We start from the raw sequence: 22,542 nt of genomic DNA on the forward strand, positions 1-22,542 counted from the left end.
ACAATATTCCTTACGCTAAACAAAAGGAAAGTGTTTAAAATTAATAGAAAATTGAATCGACTTATCAGTATCGGGTAAACTTATTATCACATTATTTTTTTCTGCTTTGGTATTAGTTATATGGAAAGTTGTACAACCATCTTTACTAATCGCAACCTGCAACTCTCTTTCATTATCACCATAACCTGAAATTATCGCGGAGCCATCAGTACGAACAAGTAATCTTTTACCGGAATAGACAGTACGGTCCACAATAACATAACCACTACAAACACTCACGCCATCAGCAGGTACTTCAGAGGTAAATGCATAAGCACTGATAATATTTCCTCCATCTCTCCACTCACTAAATACTGCCTGACTTACAGCCAGTGTTATAGAACCATCCTCCGCCGAAACAGTACAACGAAAACTACCCGCTACCTCAGATTGCAAATGGAAATAAGCCAGCCCGAAACTATTAGGGGCAAACTGATATTTTGCACCACCCCCTTCAACAATACTGCCTGATTCAACACTGGCCGATAATCTCTTTCCTGGCGGCCCATAAACCACAGCTAAATTTTTCGGGTTTATTCTGGGATATTCATTAGATACCATCGGCGCACCTTCACTAATTGATATCATGGCAGATGACATATCCGTTAGCGACAATATCACTGAACCTGGAGCAGAACTATTATTACCAACCTCATAATACCCTGTTCCCACGCCCTCTTGCCCCAAACAAAGCACATTTTCCGCCGGCACCACTAAAGAAACATAACCCTGCTTAACATCCTCATCACTGACTGTTATTGGTTGTGCATCCCAGGCCGCCCTCGCAATCGGATCATAGTCAAAATTATGCCCTTGCCAGTGGAATATGACGCTATCGCCTTTCTGCATCTGCTGATAACTAATATGCACATTTAACCCACTATGTTGTACAAGAGATGAATAGTGAATCACGCCAGATGTTGAATCTGGATAAATGGATGGTAATAATTTTATCGATGGGGAATTAATAATTTTAATAACAGCCGGTTTAGAGAAATTTTCATTCTCGAAATCATCGGCTGATGTATAAGTCACATTATAGCAACCATCCGGTATTTCAGAGAACGGAATAGTTACAGTAAAAAAATCAAGATTAATATTCTGAATATAATAGGGCCGAGAAAATATCCCCCCAACATTTACCACGATCATATCCCCGATTCTTAGCCACTCATGATAAGGTACTTTGATAATTAAATCTTGGTTCTGTTGAACAGAAACATCAATCAGGCCATCGTGTTCTGCTTGCGGCAATTCTGGCGACGATAAAGAAATAGGTGTATTGTCGTTATTGGTAATCATATTTCACCTCCCATTGGAGTCGGTCTGAACGATAAAACAAAATTGACTTTATCGCCTGAATCTGAATCAGGCGCTGTTAGCCAAACATTAACTTTACCTACTGTGTTGCTAATCACATTCACTGTCGCACTACCATCCTCCTTTAATGGAATATCTGCCCAATCTTTATTATAACCATCAATGAGGGCATTATTATTCACTCTTATCCGGATTTGATTAATATCATCATTATGTTCACGATCAATGAAAAGATATATCGAGCAAGGCGTCTTGCCATCTGCCGGAGCGCCTGTAGTATAATTATAGGCGGTAAATATTATAGCCTCATCAGACTGACGATAATTACCAAAAGTAAGCGGAAAAGACATTACTTTATTGATATCCTCTTGCGGGGCAATCACCACAAAAGCCGAAAATTCTTCGCTATTTTCAATATTTTTATGTTCAAACGGAGAACGAACATAAAAATGTCCTTTTCCAGTCTCATCTAACGTCAATATGATCTGATCTAGATTAATGTTATCGTCTACAATGAAAGCACCGATAGATGTCGTAGCATAGAATTTATGCCCAGGCAAACCATATAGAGTCACAATATTTTGAGGGTTAAGATTAGGGTAATCGGTTAAATCACTCATCGCCGCGTTTTCTGTGATAATCACACTTGATATGCCGTTATTCATATTGTCACCATTAACTCCATGATTTATTAATCGAAAATAAAATAATAACGCTTAATAAAATATTAAATCTCAATCAGTTAAATTTATCGTCCGGGGGGAACCGTATCAATGCGTCCATACCAAATCTTAGAGTGCTTTGTACTTTCACTACACTCCATGCCTACACTATAAGTGATATAAACCCAGCTTGGCGTACCATCACGATATGAATTTACATTAGTAAAAATCGCCCGACCAAGTGGAATAATAGCTTCTCCAGCGTCCATTACGTCGGCAGTTACCGTATGAGGTGCAAGAGAATAAATCTTTGAAAATGGATTCTCATTGATAATACCATTAACGTAAATACGTACATTAATGACATTATTTATCTCTATCCCATTCTTTTCACCCACAGCAATATGAGCATCCAACCCTCCTCCTAAAATACTTGCAAGATTAATCTTGCTTGACTGTCTAAATTCTACCTGATCTTTATGACTGAAAATTCTGGGTACCGCTAATATACGCCTAATCTCTGGTGGTACATTTAGTACTGGCTTCGTTAAATTAAAATAGCGGGCAGATGATACAGCGACGTTTCCAGTTGCATCAGCCACATAATAATACAACTCATTATTGCCAGTATTTGGAATATTGGCATATGGAACTGAAATAAATGACATATCCAACTGATTCAGATCAGTAATGACAGCAGACGCACCTTGCGTTTCGTCATCATCTTCTCTAATTATTAAAAAAACTCTATCCCTCGGCCTAACACCTTCATAAAATGGAATAATCACATGAAAATCTGTATTGCTATTTCCTACTGATGGCATTAATTTATTACCATTCAGTTCTGCAATATCTGGCGCTGGAAGCGTTGGCTCAATATCTTCGGTAATCATCAAAATGTTTGATGAAGCGCTTTTTAAAAGATATGGCAATTTTGTCAACATATTCACTGAATAGTTACCCTCAGATTTCTTAGGGAAAACTATTAAGGCAATAAATCCTTTACTATCTGTATTAATATAATATTGACAATTATCTTTTTCACTAATAAACGGCAATATTTCTTCCCTAATTTGCCCTCTATTATAACCAAAAATACGCACTGGCTTATCCGTTACCAGAGGAATTTGAAAATAAGGAAGTGGATCATTTTTTTTATTCAAAGCATAAATATTAATAAGCAGTCTGTCATTAAATAGTGAAGGTCGCCAATTATCTTCTGCCGGAGAAAAATCTTTTACCCACGAATCGCCAATAATTATAGGGGTAAACCCTTCGTATGAAAAATCATTTTTACCAATAGAATGAAACTCAATCTCTAATTTAGCATCAGGATCGGTAGCTTTATCCATTGAAAACATTATGGTGAAATCACTGGCATCAGAATAAGCAGAAACAACAAATTTTGCAGTGTAGATATTATTCTTGACATCCCTTGAAATACGCGGAATCTCATCAAAACTGACATCTTGCTGGTCACTGTACACTATATCAGTCGCTTCCGTTACTTTATGAACCTCATCACCTGAATAAGTCACAGTGATAACAACTGGACACCCTTCTAAAATCGTTATTCCTGAAACGATATCTGCTGTAAGTGTAGACATATTCAATCTCATATTAAAGTTAAACATCAATAAGTAAAAAACATCTAATTTTCTATCAAAATTAATACACTTCCACAATGATGCCGACTACCTATTACCTCCTTTCTACTTCTCAACAAATAAATTATTTACTTTAGCCGGTCATGTAATAACAATAAATCCATCACTCAGAGCATAAGCTTTATATCCAAGCAGACAACATAACCATAATTTTTATATGATTAAGACAATGGTAATCGTTAAATCACTTTTCACCATGTTTGCTATTATTCATACTGTCACCATTAACTCCATGATTCATTGGTTGAAAATAACCCACAATAAAAAATCGCTAGTTTACAAATAAGAAACATGTCCGGGGAAATGGAAAACGCTTACGCATTTTCCATAAACAGGTAAAATCTCAATCAGTTAAATTTATTGTCCGGGGGGAACCGTATCAATGCGTCCAAACCAAATCTTGGAGTTCTTTATATTTACACTATAAGTGACATAAACTAATCCTGGTCCATCATCATACGAGTCCACACCGGTAAAAGGTGCCTGACCAAGCAGAATAATAGCCTCTCCTGCCGCCACTTCTTCGGCAGTTACCGTATGAGGTTCAAGAGAATAAATTTTTGAAGATGGGCTATGATTGACAATACCATTAACGTAAATACGTACATTGATAATACTATCCACATCTATTCCATTTTTTTTACCCACAGCAATACGCGCATCCAGCCCTCCCCCTAAAATTTTTACAAGATTGATCTTACCTCGCTGTTTAAGTTCGCTCTGATCTTTATGAGTAAAAATTCTAGCTGCCGCTAATGTACGCCTAATCTCTGGCGGTTGATTCGGTACTGACTTCGTTAAATAAAAATAGAGGGAAGATGATATAGCTACGTTTCCCATTGTATCAGCCACATAATAGTATAACTCATTATCGCCAATATTTGGAATACTGGCATATGGAGCTGAAATAAACGGACTATCCAACTGATTCAGATCAGTAATGACAGTAGATGTACTTTGTATTTCATCATTATCTTCCCTGATCATTAAGAAGATTCTATCTTTCGGTTTAGCACCTTCATAAAATGGGATACTCACATGAAAACCTGTGCTACTATTTCCCACTGATGGTATTAATCTATCGCCATCTAACTCTTTAATATCTGGCATCACAAGGGTTGGAGCAATATCTTCTGTAATAAACAGAATATTTGACGAAGATTTCCTTGAAAAACCCTGCAACTCTGTAAACATATTGACTGTATAGTTACCCCCCTCTCCCTTGCTAGGGAAAGCTCTTAAGGCAGCAAAACCTTCACTATTCGTATTAATATAGTATTTACTATTATTGAGTTCTTGAATAAAAGGAAATATTTCTTCCGTAAGTTGTCCTTCCTCATAACCAAAAATACGTACCATCCTATCAGTTACCAAGGGAATTTGAAAATAAGGCAACGGATCATCTGTTTTATTCAGCGCATAGATATTAACAATGAGGCTGCCGTTAAACTCAGAAGGTTGCTCATCATCCGCTACCGGAGATAAGTCTTTTACCAACGAATCGCCAATAATGATAGGTTCAAACGCTGCATGTGAAAAACCATTTTTATCAATAGGATGAAATGCTATCTCTAATTTAGCATCGGGGTCCGTAGTCTTATCCATTGAAAATATTATGGTGAAATCATTGGCGACAGAATGAGCAGTAACAACAAATTTTGCAGTGCAGATATTATTCTTGACATCCCTTGAAATACGAGGGGTTTCATCAAAACTGACATCTTTCTGGTCACTGTACACTATATCAGTCGTTTCCGTTACTTTATGAATCTCATCACCTGAATAAGTCACAGTAATGACAACCGGGCACTCTTCTAAAACCGTTATTCCTGAAACGATATCTGCTGTAAGTATCGACATATTAAACCTCATATTAAAGTTAAACATCAATAAGTAACAAACGTCTAATCTTCTTACCAAAATAATGCGTTTACACCACGATGCTTACTGTCTATTACCTCCTTCCTGTTTGTTACAAAAATAAATTATTTACTTCATCCGTTATTTTTTGGTCAAGATTAGGATAACTGTAAAATTACTTCTCACCCTGTTTGCCATTATTCATACTATCATCATTAGTGCCATGATTCCTTGGTTTAAAATAAAAGGACAACACTCAATTAAATATTGTATCTCGGTAATGAAAAAATCGCCAATTCACAAAATAAGCAACATGTCCGGGAAAATGGAAAATGCTTATGCATTTTCCATAAACAGGTAAAAGCTCAATCAGTTAAATTTATTATCCTACTGGAGCAGTATTAATGTGCCCACTCCAAATCTCAGACTCCTTCGTGTCTACACTATAAGTGATATAAACTGAGCCTGGTGTACCATCACAATACGAACCTACCTTAGTAAAAGGAGCCTGGCCAAGCTGAATAATAGTTTCTCCAGCAGCCACTTCATCGGCAGTTACCGTATGAGGATCAAGAGAATAAAGTCGTGAGGATGGGTTATCATTTACAATACCATTAACGTAAATACGTACATTAATAACACTATCCACATCTATTCCATTGTTTTGACCCACAGCAATATGGGCATTCAACCCTCCTCCTAAAATATTTTCAAGATTGATCCTACCTGACTGTTCAAATTCTAACTGCTGTTTATGAGCAAAGATTCTGGGTACTGCTAATGTCCGCTTAACTTCTGGTGGTTCATTCGGTACTGACCCTGTTAAATTAAAATAGAGAGCAGAAGACATAGCTACATTTCCCACTACATCAGCCACATAATAACATAATTCATTGTCGCCAATATTTGGAACGCTGGCATATGGAACTAAAATAAATGGATTATTCAACTGATACAGATCAGTAATGACAGTAGACGCACCTAGCGTTTCGTCATTATCTTCTCTAATTACTAAAAAAATCCTATCTCTCGGTTTAGCACCTTTATAAAATGGGATACTCACATGAAACCCCGTGCTACTATTTCCTACTGATGGCGTTAATCTATTTCCATCCAGCTCTTCAATGTCTGGCGCAGGAAGCGCTGGAGCAGTGTCTTCTATAATGAAAAGAATATTTGATGAAGCGTTCTTTAAAAAACCCGGCAATTCTATGAACATATCAACGGTATAATTACCAATCTTCTCCTTACGAGGGAAAACCCTTAAAGCAACAAAACCTTTATCATCCGTATTAATATAGTATTTATTATTATTGATTTCTTTAATAAAAGGCAATATTTCTTCCGTAATGTTTTCTCCATCATACCCAAAAATACGTACTAAATTATCAATTACCAGAGGGATTTGAAAATAGGGTAACGGCTCATTTGTTTTACTCAACGCATAGATATTAATAAGCAAGCTGCCATTAAATTCAGAAGGTCGTTCATCATCAGCTACCGGAGATAAGTCTTTTATCAACGAATCGCCAATAATGATAGGTTCAAACGCTGCATGTGAAAAATCATTTTTATCAATAGAATGAAATGCAATCCCCAATTCAGCATCGGGGTCCGTAGCCTTATCCATTGAAAATGTTATGATGAAATCACCAGCGTCAGAACCAGCAGTAACAACAAATTTTGCAGTACAGGTATTATTCTCGACATCTCTTAAAATACGAGGGGTCTTATCAAAACGGGTATTTTTTGGGTGACTGTACATTATGTCAGTCGTTTCCGTTACTTTATGTGTATCATCACCTGAATAAGTCACAGTAATGACAACCGGGCACGCTTCTAAAACCGTTATTCCTGAAACGATATCTGTTGTAAGTATTGACATATTAAACCTCATATTAAAGTTAAACGCCTATACCCGTTATCTTTCAAGTTGCTTCTTTGTTGGCTGCTCTCGCTCACCCCGGTCACATAGTTTGCTATGCTCCCGGGGATTCACTCCCTTGCCGCCACGATGCATCCTGAAATCCATAGGGTATATAAGTAACAAACACTTAATTTTCTGTCAAAATAATGCGTTTATACAACGATACTTACTATTTATTATCCTATTACCTCCTTCCTGTTTGTTACACAAATAAGTATTCATTTTAGCTATTAATGTAATAGCAATAAACCCACTACTCATAACATAAGCTTTATATCCAAGTATATACTATATAGTCACAATATATCTGGGGCTAAAACTACGATAATTGTTAAATCACTTTTCGCCATATTGACCATTATTCATACTGCCACCATTAACTCCGTGATTCATTGGTTGAAAGTAAAATGACAACGCTTAATAAAATATTATAGCTTGGTAATGAAGAATCGCCAGTTCATCAATAAGAAATATGTTCAGAAAAGTGGAAAATGCGTGAGCATTTTCCAACAAACAGATAAAAGCTCAATCAGTTAAATTTATTACCTAGGTGGAACAGTATCAATATGTCCAAACCAAATCTTAGATTCGTTTTTGCCTACGCTGTAAGTGATATAAACCAAGCCTGGCGTACCATCATCATATGAATCTATATTAGTAAAAAACGCCTGACCAAGTGGAATAATAGTCTCTCCTGCCGCCACTTCGTCGGCAGTTACCGTATGAGGATCAATAGAATAAATTTTCGAAGATGGATTATCATTGATAATACCATTAACGTAAATACGTACATTAATGACATGATTTACCTCTATTCCACTGTTTTTACCCACAGCAATATGGGCATCCAACCCTCCACCTAAAATATACTTAAAACTAATCTTACCTGGCCAACTAAATTCCTTCTGTCGTTTATGATTAAAGATTCTAGGTCTCGCTAATATACGCTTAATCTCTGGTGGTATATTTGGTGTTGATCTCGTTAAATTAAAATAGAGGGCAGATGACATAGTTATGTTTCCTATTACATCAGCTACGTAATAGTATAACCCATTATTGCCAATATTTGGAATACTGGCATATGGAACTAAAATAGATGGTATATCCAACTGACTCAGATCAGTAATGACAGTGGACGCACTTGGCGTTTCATCATTATCTTCTCTGATCATTAAGAAAATTCTATCTCTCGGTTTAACACCTTCATAGAACGGGATACTCACATGAAAACCTGTATTGCTATATCCTGTTGATGGCGTTAATCTATCACCGTCCAGCTCTTCTATATCTGGCATCACCAGCGCTGGAGCAATGTCTTCTGTAATAAACAGAATATTTGATGAAGATTTCCTTGAAAAACCCTGCAATTCAGTGAACATATTAACTGCATAGTTCCCCTCTTCCTCCTGACTGGGAAAAATCTTTAAGGCAACAAAACCTTTATCATCTGTATTAATATAGTATTTATTATTATTCAGTTCTTGAATAAAAGGAAATATTTCTTCCGTAATTTTTTCCCTATCATACCTAAAAATACGTACTAATTTATCCGTTACCAGGGGAATTTGAAAATAGGGTAATGGATCATTTGTTTTACTCAGCGCATATAGATTAACGAGGAGGTTACCATTAAAATCAGAAGGCTCCTCATTATCTGCTGCCGGAGATAAATCTTTTATCAGCGAATCACCAATAATGATAGGTTCAAATGCTGCATGTGAAAAACCATTTTTATCAATAGAATGAAATGCAATTTCTAATTTAGCATCGGGGTCCGTAGCCCTATCCACTGAAAATTCTATGGTAAAATCACCAGTGCCAGAATTAGCAGTAACAACAAATTTCGCAGTGCAGGTATTTTTCTCAACATCTCTTGAAATACGAGGAATTTTATCAAAATAGGTATTTTTGGGGGTACTGTGCACTATGCCAGTCGTTTCCGTTACTTTATGAGTATCATCACCTGAATAAGTCACTGTGATAACAACTTGGCACGCTTCTAAAACCGTTATTCCTGAAACTATATCTGCTGTAAGTGTCGACATATTAAACCTCATATTAAAGTTAAACACCAATCAGTAACAAACACTTAATTTTCTATCAAAATAATGCGTTTATACAACGATGCTTACTCTCTATTACCTCCTTCCTGTTTGTCACACAAATAAATTATTCACTTTAGCCATTACTGTAATAGCAATGTATTCTTTATCCAAAAGATATCGTAAAATAGGATACGATGCTTCCTCCTCACATTCAAAAAACTAAGTCAGAAACCATCAGCATATGAGTCCACATATGAAAAAAGCGACTGACCAAGCTGAATAACACTTATTCTAACCTCCGTATCTTCCTTGATTCATGTATGAGGATCAATAGTAATAAATACTTAATCTAACTCCTCTCCCATAATACCATCAGCGTAAACACTTACATCAATAACATCATCTACATTGATTTCAACTTCCAGCCCTACAACATAAGCATCCAAGTCCCTTCCCTGAATAATCAAATAATTGATTTTCCCTCGCTGTTCAAGTTCTAAATAACCTTGGTGAGTAAAAATTCCAGCTACAGCTAATGCACGAGAAACCCCTGTGATCGTTCATTAGAGACTGGCTCGATTAAAATAACGAGAAGATAGCATGGCTACATTTTCACTATAAGTAGCAGTAATGACAACTGAGCACTCTTCTAAAATCGTCATTCCTGAAATTATATCTGCTGTAAGTGTTAACATATTAAACTTCATATTAGAATTAAACACCAACCAGTAACAAACACCTAATTTTCTATCAAAATAGTGCGCTTCAACAATAATGCTCACTACCTATTATTTCCTTCCTACTCTTCACATAAAACCACATAAAAAATTGCATTTGGATCTTTCTCCTTCAACAAATGAACCTGAATACTTTCGTCATTTATTTGTAGCCCTCCCATTGTTATTCCGTTAGAATTTAACGAAGCTCGTGGATCTCCTAATAAACCCTTATCAATAAGATTCAAATTCAAATCCTTAACCAAATAATCAATTGAACCACCAAGATCACTCTCCTTTATCCTATTTCCTCTTGTACAACTAGGTAAAGGCTTACTCGTGTCAATACGATCCTTCGAGTAAGCGGAACCAATCCCCGGCCCTGTCGAGCTAGAATCAACAATTACAAAGTGATCAATTTTCACATCGGGAATAATATATTTTAAATACCGGCCAGATTCTGGGTGTGTAAACGTCGTAGTTAATGTAGCCGTTCCTGCTTTTTTAACTTGAAAATAATGTCCATCCACATCAACTACGTTCCTATTACTTGAGTCATATACTCCAGTATAACCAGCTATAGTTAATTCTCCAGGCAAATACTCGGGTTCAAACCTCATTTTTGGCCAAGCAAAATTCATTCTTTCTTTTGGAACCGAACGCCCGGGTCCTTTTCCATCTTTAGTGTCATAATCCATTATAAAGAAGTCAGTAACATCCTGCTCATTAGCCTTAATTTCTACCGTTTTATTCTTAGAACCAACAGATGAATCATTCACTTTGGCCGTTACCATAACAGCAACAAACCCGCCACTTTTACTATATACCTGATATTGCGCTTTCCCATCAGCATCTGTTTTACCATCACCCACTACCTGAGTTACCAAGTTTTTATCAGTAATGGTGACTCCCTTACTATTTGCTGCACTCCAGGCCACCGTAATACCGCTTTTCGCCTGCCCGGAAAAATCTTTTACTGTGGCAGTGAAGGTATAAGTATGCCCCTCGCCTTCTCCTTCTGTTACGTGATCTGGGCTAACAGTAAGAGAAGCAAGCTCATCAGGGCTGATAAAACTGACTTTTTTATCTACATTCACCGGCGTCTGCTGAGTAGCTGTTTTTGCGGACACTTGTACATCAATCGCTACCACTGTACTGGTTAAGGTCGCGGTCACCTGTCCCTGCGCATTACTCACTGAGTTGTTCTGTTTCGTCAGTTTTAACCCGTCAGCCTTTGGATCTGTCTGCCAGTCAATGTTGACCGGTTGACCCATCACCAGATTGCCGTGCCCATCCTTTACTATCGCCGTGAAGGTATAACTGTCACTGCCGTTGTTGTAGTACTCCTTGTCTTTATCCACTTCCACCGTCACGCTGGCGACATAATAGCTGGTGCTGAACTCCGTAAAACTGACTTTGCCGTTCGCGTTCACCACCGTCTGCTGGCTGGCTGTTTTCGCCGATACCTGCACATTCTCCACCGCCGCTGTACTGGTTAAGGTCGCGGTCACCTGCCCCTGCGCGTTACTCACCGAGTTGTGCTGTTTCGTCAGTTTTAACCCGTCAGACTTTGAATCTGTCTGCCAGTCAATGTCGACCGGTTGACCCACCACCAGATTGCCGAGCCCGTCCTTCACTGTCGCCGTGAAGGTATAACTGTCACTGCCGTTGTTGTAGTGCGCCTTGTCTTTATCCACCTCCACCGTCACGCTGGCGACATAATAGCTGGTGCTGAACTCCGTAAAACTGACTTTCCCGTTCGCGTTCTCCGCCGTCTTCTGGCTGGCTGTTTTCGCCGATACCTGCACATTCTCCACCGCCGCTGTACTGGTTAAGGTCGCCGTGACCTGACCCTGCGCATTACTCACCGAGTTGTTCTGTTTTGTCAGTTTTAGCCCGTCAGCCTTTGGATCTGTCTGCCAGTCAATGTCGACCGGTTGACCCACCACCAGATTGCCGTGCCCGTCCTTCACTGTCGCCGTGAAGGTATAACTGTCACTGCCGTTGTTGTAGTGCGCCTTGTCTTTATCCACCTCCACCGTCACGCTGGCGACATAATAGCTGGCGCTGTACTCCGTAAAACTGACTTTCCCGTTCGCGTTCTCCGCCGTCTTCTGGCTGGCTGTTTTCGCCGATACCTGCACATCAGATACCACCACTGTGCTGCTTAACGTCGCCGTGACCTGCCCCTGCGCGTTACTCACCGAATTGTTCTGTTTTGTCAGTTTTAACCCGTCAGCCTTTGGATCTGTCTGCCAGTCAATGTTGACCGGTTGACCCATCACCAGATTGCCGTGCCCGTCCTTTACTGTCGCCGTGAAGGTATAACTGTCACTGCCGTTGTTGTAGTGCGCCTTGTCTTTATCCACTTCCACCGTCACGCTGGCGACATAATAGCTGGTGCTGAACTCCGTAAAACTGACTTTCCCGTTCGCGTTCACCGCCGTCTGCTGGCTGGCTGTTTTCGCCGATACCTGCACATCAGATACCACCACTGTGCTGCTTAACGTCGCGGTCACCTGCCCCTGCGCGTTACTCACCGAACTGCTCTGTTTTGTCAGTTTTAACCCGTCAGCCTTTGGATCTGTCTGCCAGTCAATGTCGACCGGTTGACCCACCACCAGATTGCCGTACCCATCCTTCACTGTCGCCGTGAAGGTATAACTGTCAGCGCCGTTGTTGTAGCGTACTTTGTCTTTATCCACTTCCACCGTCACGCTGGCGACATAATAGCTGGTGCTGAACTCCGTAAAACTGACTTTGCCGTTCACGTTCACCGCCGTCTGCTGGCTGGCTGTTTTCGCCGATACCTGCACATTCTCCACCGCCACTGTACTGGTTAAGGTCGCAGTCACCTGCCCCTGCGCGTTACTCACCGAGTTGTTCTGTTTCGTCAGTTTTAGCCCGTCAACCGTTGGATTTGTCTGCCAGTCAATGTTGACCGGTTGACCCACCACCAGATTGCCGTGCCCATCCTTTACTGTCGCCGTGAAGGTATAACTGTCACTGCCGTTGTTGTAGTGCGCCTTGTCTTTATCCACCTCCACCGTCACGCTGGCGACATAATAGCTGGTGCTGAACTCCGTAAAACTGACTTTGCCGTTCGCGTTCACCGCCGTCTGCTGGCTGGCTGTTTTCGCCGATACCTGCACATTCTCCACCGCCGCCGTGCTGGTTAAGGTCGCAGTCACCTGCCCCTGCGCGTTACTCACCGAGTTGTTCTGTTTCGTCAGTTTTAGCCCGTCAACCGTTGGATTTGTCTGCCAGTCAATGTTGACCGGTTGACCCGTCACCAGATTGCCGTGCCCGTCCTTTACTGTCGCCGTGAAGATATAACTGTCACTGCCGTTGTTGTAGTGCGCCTTGTCTTTATCCACTTCCACCGTCACGCTGGCGACATAATAGCTGGTGCTGAACTCCGTAAAACTGACTTTGCCGTTCGCGTTCACCGCCGTCTGCTGGCTGGCTGTTTTCGCCGATACCTGCACATTCTCCACCGCCGCCGTGCTGGTTAAGGTCGCAGTCACCTGCCCCTGCGCGTTACTCACCGAGTTGTTCTGTTTCGTCAGTTTTAGTCCGTCAACCTTTGAGTCTGTCTGCCAGTCAATGTCGATCGGTTTATCCGCCACCGGCTTGCCATGCCCATCTACCACCGTCGCCGTGAAGGTATAACTGTCAGCACCGTTGTTGTAGCGCTTCTTGTCTTTATCCACACCCACCGTCACGCCGGTGACTCGATAGCTGCTGCTGGACTCCGTAAAACTGACTTTTTTATCCGTAGTAACACGTTCGCCATTAATCCTGACGCTAACTTGTATATCGGATAATGGCGTTGTACTGGTTAATGTTGCAGTCTGTTGTCCATTTTTATCTGTTGCTTCTGAATCAGGCTTTAATTTCAATCCAGGATCTTTTTTATCCGTATCCCAAATCAATTTGGCATTTTCTATCGGCGTTTTTTTGTCAGCGCCAAGCAGGGTAGCTGTATAGACATATTTCGCATTTCCATCAGCAATTAAAGGATCGGTTGTATTAACACTCAAAGAGATATTACGTTGTAATACATGAGCTTGTATTTGCACCCTCAGCTGATCATCTTTACTTGTACCTGTTATAGTATAGTCATTTTTTCCATCAGGCTGATATTCCGGTAACTGAATGGTATAACCATGAGTACTTTCTATATTTATCATCCCGCCATTCTTCTGGAATAATTCAGGTATATCCCAAGTCACATTTTTGAATGGAGTATCAGATTGAATTTGTATTGGTTTAACTTCACCACCGTAACTACTAATTTCTATTACAGGGACCAGTAACCTAAAATGTTGCTGTTTTTTCAGATAATTCAAAATAATATTATTATTTCTTTCAACTAAGTCGTAACGACTGCCGGCCAAGCTTCGTAGTGAAGAGACATTTTCTGGTGAAAGTTGTTCTGACAACGGAACACCAAATCGGTAATTCACATTGAATGAAAATATACCATCACTTTTTCCCTCTTTTCCTAATTTATAGTCAATCCCCGCTGTGATCAGTGGAATCGGGGTATAATTTACCCCAATAGTTGCCGCATAGGGATCTTTTTGTCTCTTGTTCTTTCCGAATAATGCAACATTATCACCAAAATATTGTTCATATTTTATTTTGGCACCGAGTGACGGCATTGAAGGTAAATACATGTCGGCAATAAGGTCATAACCATTGGCAGGGCGCTCATAATAATTGACTAAATCACGGGAGTTATGCCAATCACTCAGGCGAAAATAGGCGTTAGCAGACATCTTTAGGTAGTTAGTCCATAGTTCACCACCCAAGCTGAATCGGCTATTATTACCAGTTAAATCATTATCGTAAAAAGTGTTCGCCCCATACATCCAGTTATTTATGAATAAACGGGTGCCAATGCCTAAATTCACAGTGTCACGGCTATCTTTATGACGATAGCCATATTGACTATAAACAAGCCAATGCTCTTTATCATCATAAAAAGGAACGAGTAAGTCTACAGAACTTTCATCCAGTCGCCCACGATGATCAACATTTAAATTAATTTTAGCTGTACCAAACTGTGATAACCACTTCTGGGTATTACTTGTTATCTGACTGTTTAATTTATTAACAATATAATCCTGTGCCAATTTTTTCGGATCTGAATTTAATAATCCAAGGATTTTAGTGCCATGAGATAAAATTAAAGGAGGGAGGGGGTGATTACCGTCTTTATGACTATCTTCGTCTAACCACAGTATTTTTGGTTTTTCACCGCTATCGTTTTTTCCTACTACGCTTCTCTTTGATAAAAAATTACCACATCTCCTCGGCTCTGATCGCTTTTTCTCTTTATAAGTAACGTTTTCGTGTAACTTATTGCTAGCCTGCTCGGTTATCTGTTTTTTGCTATCAATATTATGCTCTATAACTGCCTCTGGGTATTCCTGGCAATTTTCAATACCAATCAAAGACTTTACTGGTTCAGATAAAGCAGGATAACTTTTTAGTAGCATAAGCGCTGCAAATAAAAAACAGACGATTAGCACACCTTTATTTATCTTACAATTTATTACATTACGAGAATTACGATTGATGCTCATCAGAAATTACCTAAAGTTATTGCTGTTATACCCGTCATCTTTCAAGTTGCCTCTTTGTTGGCTGCACTCGCTCACCCCGGTCACATCGTTATCTATGCTCCCGGGGATTCGTTCCCTTGCCGTCGCGAAGCATCTTGAAATCCATTGGGTATATATTCAGTTATAGCTAATGAGTACAATAAATTACTTTTTATGACTTTGTATAATGAAAATAAATTATCAGTCGATAACAATAAGTAATCACTTAGCAAAATAAAAATCGTCGTAAATCATTTACTAACACGGCATTAAATATTTATACAACTTTCATTAAAAACATAAGCAGAAAACCCGCTCCAACGGGTTTTCTGTCTATTTATCATTATTGAGTTTACACTCAGTGATTATGGTTATTATGATTTTTCCGGCAGTTGAACTCGAACATTAATCACTCGTCCATCGGGGATATCACAGAGTTCACCATCATTATAATAAATGACTTCTCCATCACTATTAACGCTCTTAACACGTTTATTTTGAGCAAATATCGGCGCATCTTTATTTTGACGATGATAACATTCGATGGTTATATTGCCATTAGATGGATCTACTGATTCACAAACCCAAATCAAATTTAATCCGTTGCTATCTGCCGGGACAATTGTACCACCGTGAATTCCCCATGCTCCATCTTTAGCAAAACCGTTGCAGCCGCTGATGCGGTATTTCCCTGTCTCTATCCGCTCGACAATCATGCCTTCCGCTTCGCGAGTTAATTCATAAGTGCCGTCTGGATGAATACTCACTACAGGGCTGGATATTTTAAGATTGCCGTTAGTATCAGCAATACAGTTATCATTAAAAACAGCAATAGGATTACCGTTATATTTCAATTTTTCGCCAACTGTCAGCCTGCCATAATTTTTTTCGTTGCAAATATCAAAATCCGATGAGCCGTCACCTGGAACTCCAATGTAGGCAGTTCTTTTTCCTCCCTCAACAAACTGAAAATATGCGTGTCTACCCGTGTCATATATTATATTAAAAATACCCCCGGCCCCCTTTAAATTTGCCGACCCGGCATCAATCTGCCCCGCAGGAGAAACAGAGAAAACCCGATTATTATTAATATATGCCGCCAACTCTCGACCAATGGTTAATTTGCTAGATTTTTTTTCGTTACAAATATCAAAATCCGGTGAGCCGTCACTCGGGAATCCAACATAGGCCGTCCTTTTTGCTTCCTCAATAAACTGAAAATATGCATGTTTACCCGTATCATGGGTTATGTTAAAAACCCCCGCATTTCCCCTTATATTCGCTGACGCGGCTTCCATCAGACCCGCAGGAGAAACAGAGAAAACCCGTTTGTCATTAATATCTATCGCATATCCGTAGGTATTAGCACTACCACCACGCACAATACCGGCTTTAGCATAATTGTCATACCAATTGTAAAGCGTATACGAGACTATTGTACCCGTCGATCTTAAACCAGATTCAGAAACTAACATCGTCGCATTACGTTCGGTGGGCAGTGTTTCAACCTGTTTAAACCTAGCGTTCCCATTTATATTCGCTGACGCGGCTTCAATCAAACCCTCAGGAGAAACAGAAAAAACCCGTTTGTCATTAATATCTATCGCATATCCGTAGGTATTAACATTACCACCACGCACAATACCTGTTTTAATATAATTGTCATACCAGTTGTAATGCGTAAACCCGACTAGCCCATTTTGCGGTCTGGCTCCCTGCAAAGAAACTAACATCGTCGCATTACGTTCGGTGGGCAGTGTTTCAACCTGTTTAAACCTAAAATACTGTGGATAATTCCCGCCATTGGCCGATACCGCATTTTTCGCCAATTCCACTGTTTCCGATAAGCCGAGGTTTTTCACAAACCCGCTCTTATCAGGAATATCTGCGCCATTTTGATTTTTTGCCAATCGGTTATTCGCATTATCATTTACATCAGAAACCAGTTTCTGCGTTACCGCGAGGGTATTACTATTACCTATTGTATCTGTGAGCTGGATAACACCTTTTTGTGTTAATGAAGCACTTGGTACTGCTATTCCGATTTTTTGTTCTAATGCTCTATTTAATTGGACAATAAGTTTGGCTATATCCCCATCATCCAGAACATCATTACCGGAATATGTTGCGATAAAACTAGCCACAACAGATGTTATGGTTGACGACTGACGTAACGCCTTGTTTAGTAAATGAATCGTAATATGATCTGGTGGAAATCCCGTTTTTAAACTCTGGCTTTCTTCATATCCTTCTTGACTCACCACATTAGCATTATTACTAATAGAAAAAGCTTTAAAATCATTTTTTTGATTCATATATACTCCTAAAATTAAAAAAACATCATTTCATAATCAACATGTTAAATTCCTGTAAAAATAATTCCCCGCAATTTATTTTAATTATAGTTTAGCTTAGAAAAATAATAATTGAGCCAATATTACAACTTAAATTACCAACTATTTTTTATAATTGATAGCAATGAAAAACCAAATGTCATTAAGCCAGATCTATATCAAAAATATTTCCATCCATTTCCTCACTTGCTATTACAATTGCAAAACTTATTAAATTATTTTTTACAATTTTACATAATGAAAGTCACTTATACCCTATGGATTTCAAGATGCATCGCGACGGCAAGGGAGTGAATCCCTGGGAGCATAGATAACTATGTGACCGGGGTGAGCGAGTGCAGCCAACAAAGAGGCAACTTGAAGGATAACGGGTATAACGATCGGGAATCACTGACAAGGAAGACTCAATCAAACTGAACTTTGTACTCGTCGTACCCGGCAGGTAAACTATCCTCCTTTTTGTTTTACTGCCAAAAGTGAAGAAAAATAGTGAGTAACATAAAATTAATCGTCGGTCTGGCTAATCCCGGTGCTGAATATGCTCAAACCAGACACAATGCCGGAGCCTGGTATGTTGATCTACTCGCTCGGAGCCACAATCAATCACTGAAAGAAGAGAGTAAATTTTTCGGTTATACCGCCCGGATTAATATCTGCGGTCACGATGTTCGTCTGTTAGTCCCGACGACGTTTATGAATCTCAGTGGTAAATCTGTCGTAGCCCTCGCCTCCTTCTACCGTATTCAACCGGATGAAATTCTGGTGGCTCATGATGAACTCGATTTACCGCCCGGGGTGGCAAAAATGAAGCTGGGTGGTAGTCATGGCGGTCATAATGGCTTGAAAGATATTCAGAACAAATTTGGCAATAACCCTAACTTTTATCGCTTACGTATTGGTATCGGCCATCCCGGCGATAAAAATAAAGTGGTTGGCTTTGTGCTAGGCAAACCACCAGCCAGTGAACAACAGTTGATTGATGATGCCATTGATGAAGCACGGCGTTGTACTGATATCCTGATGAAACAAGATATGGATAAAGCGATCAACCGTTTACATAGCTTTAAAGCCAGCGTTTGATGACATGGAATCTGGAATCGATAAATCTTGTCTGTAAGATCGTGATAACCCGTCATTCCGTGTATAATGGCGCCAATTTTTTTGACTCATCGAAAAGGCTGATACAGCCTTTTGATTTATAAGTAAATTAAGGTGAAAATCATGGGATTCAAATGCGGTATCGTTGGCCTGCCTAACGTCGGAAAATCAACCTTATTCAATGCGCTGACTAAAGCCGGTATCGAAGCAGCAAACTTCCCGTTCTGCACCATTGAACCTAATACCGGTGTCGTCCCTATGCCAGATCCACGGCTTGAACAACTGGCTGAAATTGTGAAACCTCAGCGAATCTTACCAACCACAATGGAATTCGTCGATATTGCGGGTCTGGTGAAAGGTGCATCAAAAGGTGAAGGCTTGGGCAACCAGTTTTTAACTAACATTCGTGAAACAGAAGCTATCGGCCATGTTGTGCGCTGCTTTGTCAATGACAATATCATTCACGTTTCCGGTCAAGTTGATCCTGCTGCTGATATTGAGATCATCAATACCGAACTGGCCCTTTCCGATCTGGACACCTGCGAACGGGCCATTCATCGTGTGCAGAAAAAAGCCAAAGGTGGCGATAAAGAGGCCAAAGCAGAATTGGCAGCTCTGGAAAAATGTCTGCCTCATCTGGAACAAGCGGGTATGTTGCGGGCGTTGGATCTCAGTACCGAAGAGAAAGCGGCTATCCGCTATTTGAGTTTCCTGACGCTGAAACCCACCATGTATATCGCTAACGTCAACGAAGAGGGTTTCGAAAACAACCCTCATCTGGATGCGGTTCGTGCGATCGCAGAAAAAGAGGGTTCAGTGGTCGTACCGGTTTGTGCGGCGGTAGAAGCGGATATCGCGGAGCTGGAAGATGATGAACGCGAAGAATTTATGGCTGAACTTGGGCTGGAAGAACCCGGTTTAAATCGCGTTATCCGCGCTGGCTATCAGTTACTGAATCTGCAAACTTACTTCACCGCCGGCGTGAAAGAGGTTCGGGCATGGACCATCCCAGTTGGCGCAACCGCACCACAAGCAGCCGGTAAGATCCATACTGATTTTGAAAAAGGTTTTATCCGCGCACAAACCATCTCTTTTGAAGATTTCATCACTTACAAAGGCGAGCAAGGGGCCAAAGAGGCCGGCAAGATGCGTTCAGAAGGTAAAGACTATATCGTTAAAGATGGCGATGTAATGAATTTCTTGTTTAATGTCTAATTTATTTTTCATCTCTGACAACATCACAAGATCTCTCTGAGACTGATTAAAATTCTTAAAATCCACGCAGTTGCGTGGATTTTTGTTTTCATGATGTCTCAAAAAATATCGTAACAGCTCGGGCTAAATGCGTCTGTTACGGGCAACGAATTACAGGTTCAACTGAGCCTGTATTTTTTCTATCTCCTTTATCCACTGCTGCTGAAGATGTGGCTTTTGGTGAGCAATCTTACGTTTCCTATCGATTTCCAGTTTTTCTTCAAGATAAAACAGGCGCTCCAGTAATTGCTCTTCCAGCAATAAGGATGGTTGTAACCTGTCATCAGCAATGTGGGAAGCATAGCGGCCGTACTCTTTGTGTTTACTTTGCTGCTGACTCATCTGTTCAATTTGCTGATAAATAGCCTCAATATCGTGATACTCTTCCAACTGGTTGTTATTGATAAACCAAAAACGCTGACAGCTATTTTCGATCAACCAGCGATCATGGCTAACAACAAGTAATGCACCACTAAATGTCGCAATTTGCTCACACAATGCTTCTTTACCTTCAATATCCAGATGGTTGGTCGGCTCATCCAGCATGATCAATTCATACTTCGCCAAACTCAGTCCCACAAACAGCAACCTTGAACGTTCACCACCACTGAGAGTAGCCACTTTCTGCTGATGGCACGAGTAAGCAAAACCGGCACCAATCAGCGCCATCTTGCGCTGTTCGTCTGTCAGTAGTGCAAATGGCCGTAATGCATCTATCAGGCTGTCGTTATCATGCAATTGGTGTAATTGCTGATCGTAATAACCTGCTGTAATGGCCGGATGGAACTTTATATCAGGACTGTGGCGCATCGCTGAGAGATAACGTTGCCACAACAGTCGCAATAAGGTTGATTTACCACAACCATTGGCACCAATGATAGCAATGCGATCACCACTCTTTACCTGATGAAAGCCGGTGGTAAACAGTGGTATTGAGCCACCCTGTACTGTTATGGTGGCATAGTCAAGTTCAAGAACGCGATCAGCCTGAATAGGCTGGCCGGTTAATGTCAACTGCCACTGGTAACCTTCAGTCAATACTGTCTGCGCATCTTTCAAACGTTCAATGTGTTTTTCCATCTGTTTCGCTTTGCGTGCCAGATCTTCGTTATCATAAATGCGTCCCCAGTTTGCAAGGCGTTTGGCACTGGACGTAACACGATCAATCTCGTTCTGTTCAAACTGATGGCGATGTTCATCACTCATATCTTTTTCTGCGAGAGCTTGACGGGCCTCAGAACAGGGTAAACGATAAAAATAGAGGGTCTTGTCGCGCAATATCCATGTGCAATTAGTGACCTTATCGAGCAGAGTCTGATCGTGGGAAACCAGAATAAAACTCCCTTTCCAGGACTGAAGAAAATTGCCCAACCACCATAGAGTAGGTAAATCCAGATGATTACTTGGCTCATCCAGTAATAGCAGATCAGGCTCCTGTATTAATGCCCTGCCTAATAGCAGACGTGTGTGTTGCCCACCGCTGAGCTGACTGGCAGGTTGTGCCCACAAGGTTTCAGCAAAACCGAGCTGTGTCAGAAGAATTTCCGCACGCCAGCGTTCTGTCACACGTTCATCAACAGGTAATTTTTGTAAAACCGCATCAATTAATGGCTGATTTTCCACGTCTTCCGGTAAATGCTGCTCAATATAGGCAGTCACACAATGGCTGGCATAGTGAATAGTGCCAACGCTAGGAAGTAGTTGCGCTGTCAATAATTTTAATAGCGTACTTTTTCCACTGCCGTTATGACCAATCAGACCAATACGGTCACCAGCCTGAATAGTGAAAAAGACATTATTCAGCAACATGGCGGTAGATACTTCGTAACAGATTGATTTTACAGATAATAATGTGCTCATAGCTTACTCATTTTTCAGGTACAGAGATACCCGGGTTAAGTCAGGGGGCGACAACCCAGTAAGCTGAGGAAGAGATTTTTTTAGATAACTTCGCTCAGACAGGTTATCGCAGTGTAATACTGTGAAAG

General features: G+C 40.3%; 12 protein-coding genes. 2 read left to right on the plus strand and 10 right to left on the minus strand.

Going from position 1 to position 22,542, the window contains the following annotated elements:
- Positions 1 to 15: 15 nt before the first annotated feature.
- From AACQ38_RS03450 to AACQ38_RS03490, 9 genes are all read right to left on the minus strand, one after another.
- Positions 16 to 1,341, minus strand: coding sequence for a hypothetical protein (locus AACQ38_RS03450; protein WP_165577423.1), 1,326 nt, complete (start codon positions 1,339 to 1,341; stop codon positions 16 to 18).
- A complete protein-coding gene (locus AACQ38_RS03455) occupies positions 1,338 to 2,024 on the minus strand; it encodes a hypothetical protein (RefSeq protein ID WP_165577424.1) in 687 nt (228 codons plus the stop codon). The genes AACQ38_RS03450 and AACQ38_RS03455 overlap by 4 nt, the downstream gene beginning before the upstream one ends.
- A gap of 83 nt (positions 2,025 to 2,107) precedes the next feature.
- On the minus strand, positions 2,108 to 3,628 hold the full coding sequence (locus tag AACQ38_RS03460) for a hypothetical protein (protein WP_242685510.1): 1,521 nt from the start codon (positions 3,626 to 3,628) through the stop codon (positions 2,108 to 2,110).
- A gap of 417 nt (positions 3,629 to 4,045) precedes the next feature.
- Positions 4,046 to 5,548: a hypothetical protein gene (locus AACQ38_RS03465; protein WP_242685511.1), complete on the minus strand. Its 1,503-nt coding sequence runs from the start codon at positions 5,546 to 5,548 to the stop codon at positions 4,046 to 4,048.
- Between the two features lie 382 nt (positions 5,549 to 5,930).
- Positions 5,931 to 7,433 (minus strand): hypothetical protein, encoded by a 1,503-nt coding sequence (locus AACQ38_RS03470; protein ID WP_011146314.1) that lies wholly within the window; start codon positions 7,431 to 7,433, stop codon positions 5,931 to 5,933.
- Positions 7,434 to 8,017: 584 nt separating this feature from the next.
- On the minus strand, positions 8,018 to 9,520 hold the full coding sequence (locus AACQ38_RS03475) for a hypothetical protein (protein WP_165577426.1): 1,503 nt from the start codon (positions 9,518 to 9,520) through the stop codon (positions 8,018 to 8,020).
- 563 nt (positions 9,521 to 10,083) lie between these two features.
- Positions 10,084 to 10,302, minus strand: coding sequence for a hypothetical protein (locus tag AACQ38_RS03480; protein WP_058589121.1), 219 nt, complete (start codon positions 10,300 to 10,302; stop codon positions 10,084 to 10,086).
- Positions 10,303 to 10,319: 17 nt separating this feature from the next.
- On the minus strand, positions 10,320 to 15,830 hold the full coding sequence (locus AACQ38_RS03485; protein ID WP_242685512.1) for an inverse autotransporter beta domain-containing protein: 5,511 nt from the start codon (positions 15,828 to 15,830) through the stop codon (positions 10,320 to 10,322).
- 392 nt (positions 15,831 to 16,222) lie between these two features.
- Positions 16,223 to 18,163, minus strand: coding sequence for a phage tail protein (locus AACQ38_RS03490; protein WP_165577427.1), 1,941 nt, complete (start codon positions 18,161 to 18,163; stop codon positions 16,223 to 16,225).
- Positions 18,164 to 18,691: 528 nt separating this feature from the next.
- Between AACQ38_RS03490 and pth the strand changes: the two genes are divergently transcribed.
- A complete protein-coding gene (pth, locus tag AACQ38_RS03495) occupies positions 18,692 to 19,282 on the plus strand; it encodes an aminoacyl-tRNA hydrolase (RefSeq protein ID WP_011146310.1) in 591 nt (196 codons plus the stop codon).
- Positions 19,283 to 19,423: 141 nt separating this feature from the next.
- Positions 19,424 to 20,515, plus strand: coding sequence for a redox-regulated ATPase YchF (gene ychF, locus AACQ38_RS03500; protein WP_109791511.1), 1,092 nt, complete (start codon positions 19,424 to 19,426; stop codon positions 20,513 to 20,515).
- 150 nt (positions 20,516 to 20,665) lie between these two features.
- On the opposite strand, the gene AACQ38_RS03505 is transcribed toward ychF, so the two are convergent.
- On the minus strand, positions 20,666 to 22,414 hold the full coding sequence (locus AACQ38_RS03505; RefSeq protein ID WP_165577428.1) for an ABC-F family ATP-binding cassette domain-containing protein: 1,749 nt from the start codon (positions 22,412 to 22,414) through the stop codon (positions 20,666 to 20,668).
- Positions 22,415 to 22,542 lie beyond the last annotated feature (128 nt).

The sequence above is a fragment of the Photorhabdus sp. RW14-46 genome, assembly GCF_963887965.1.
GTDB lineage: Bacteria > Pseudomonadota > Gammaproteobacteria > Enterobacterales > Enterobacteriaceae > Photorhabdus > Photorhabdus laumondii.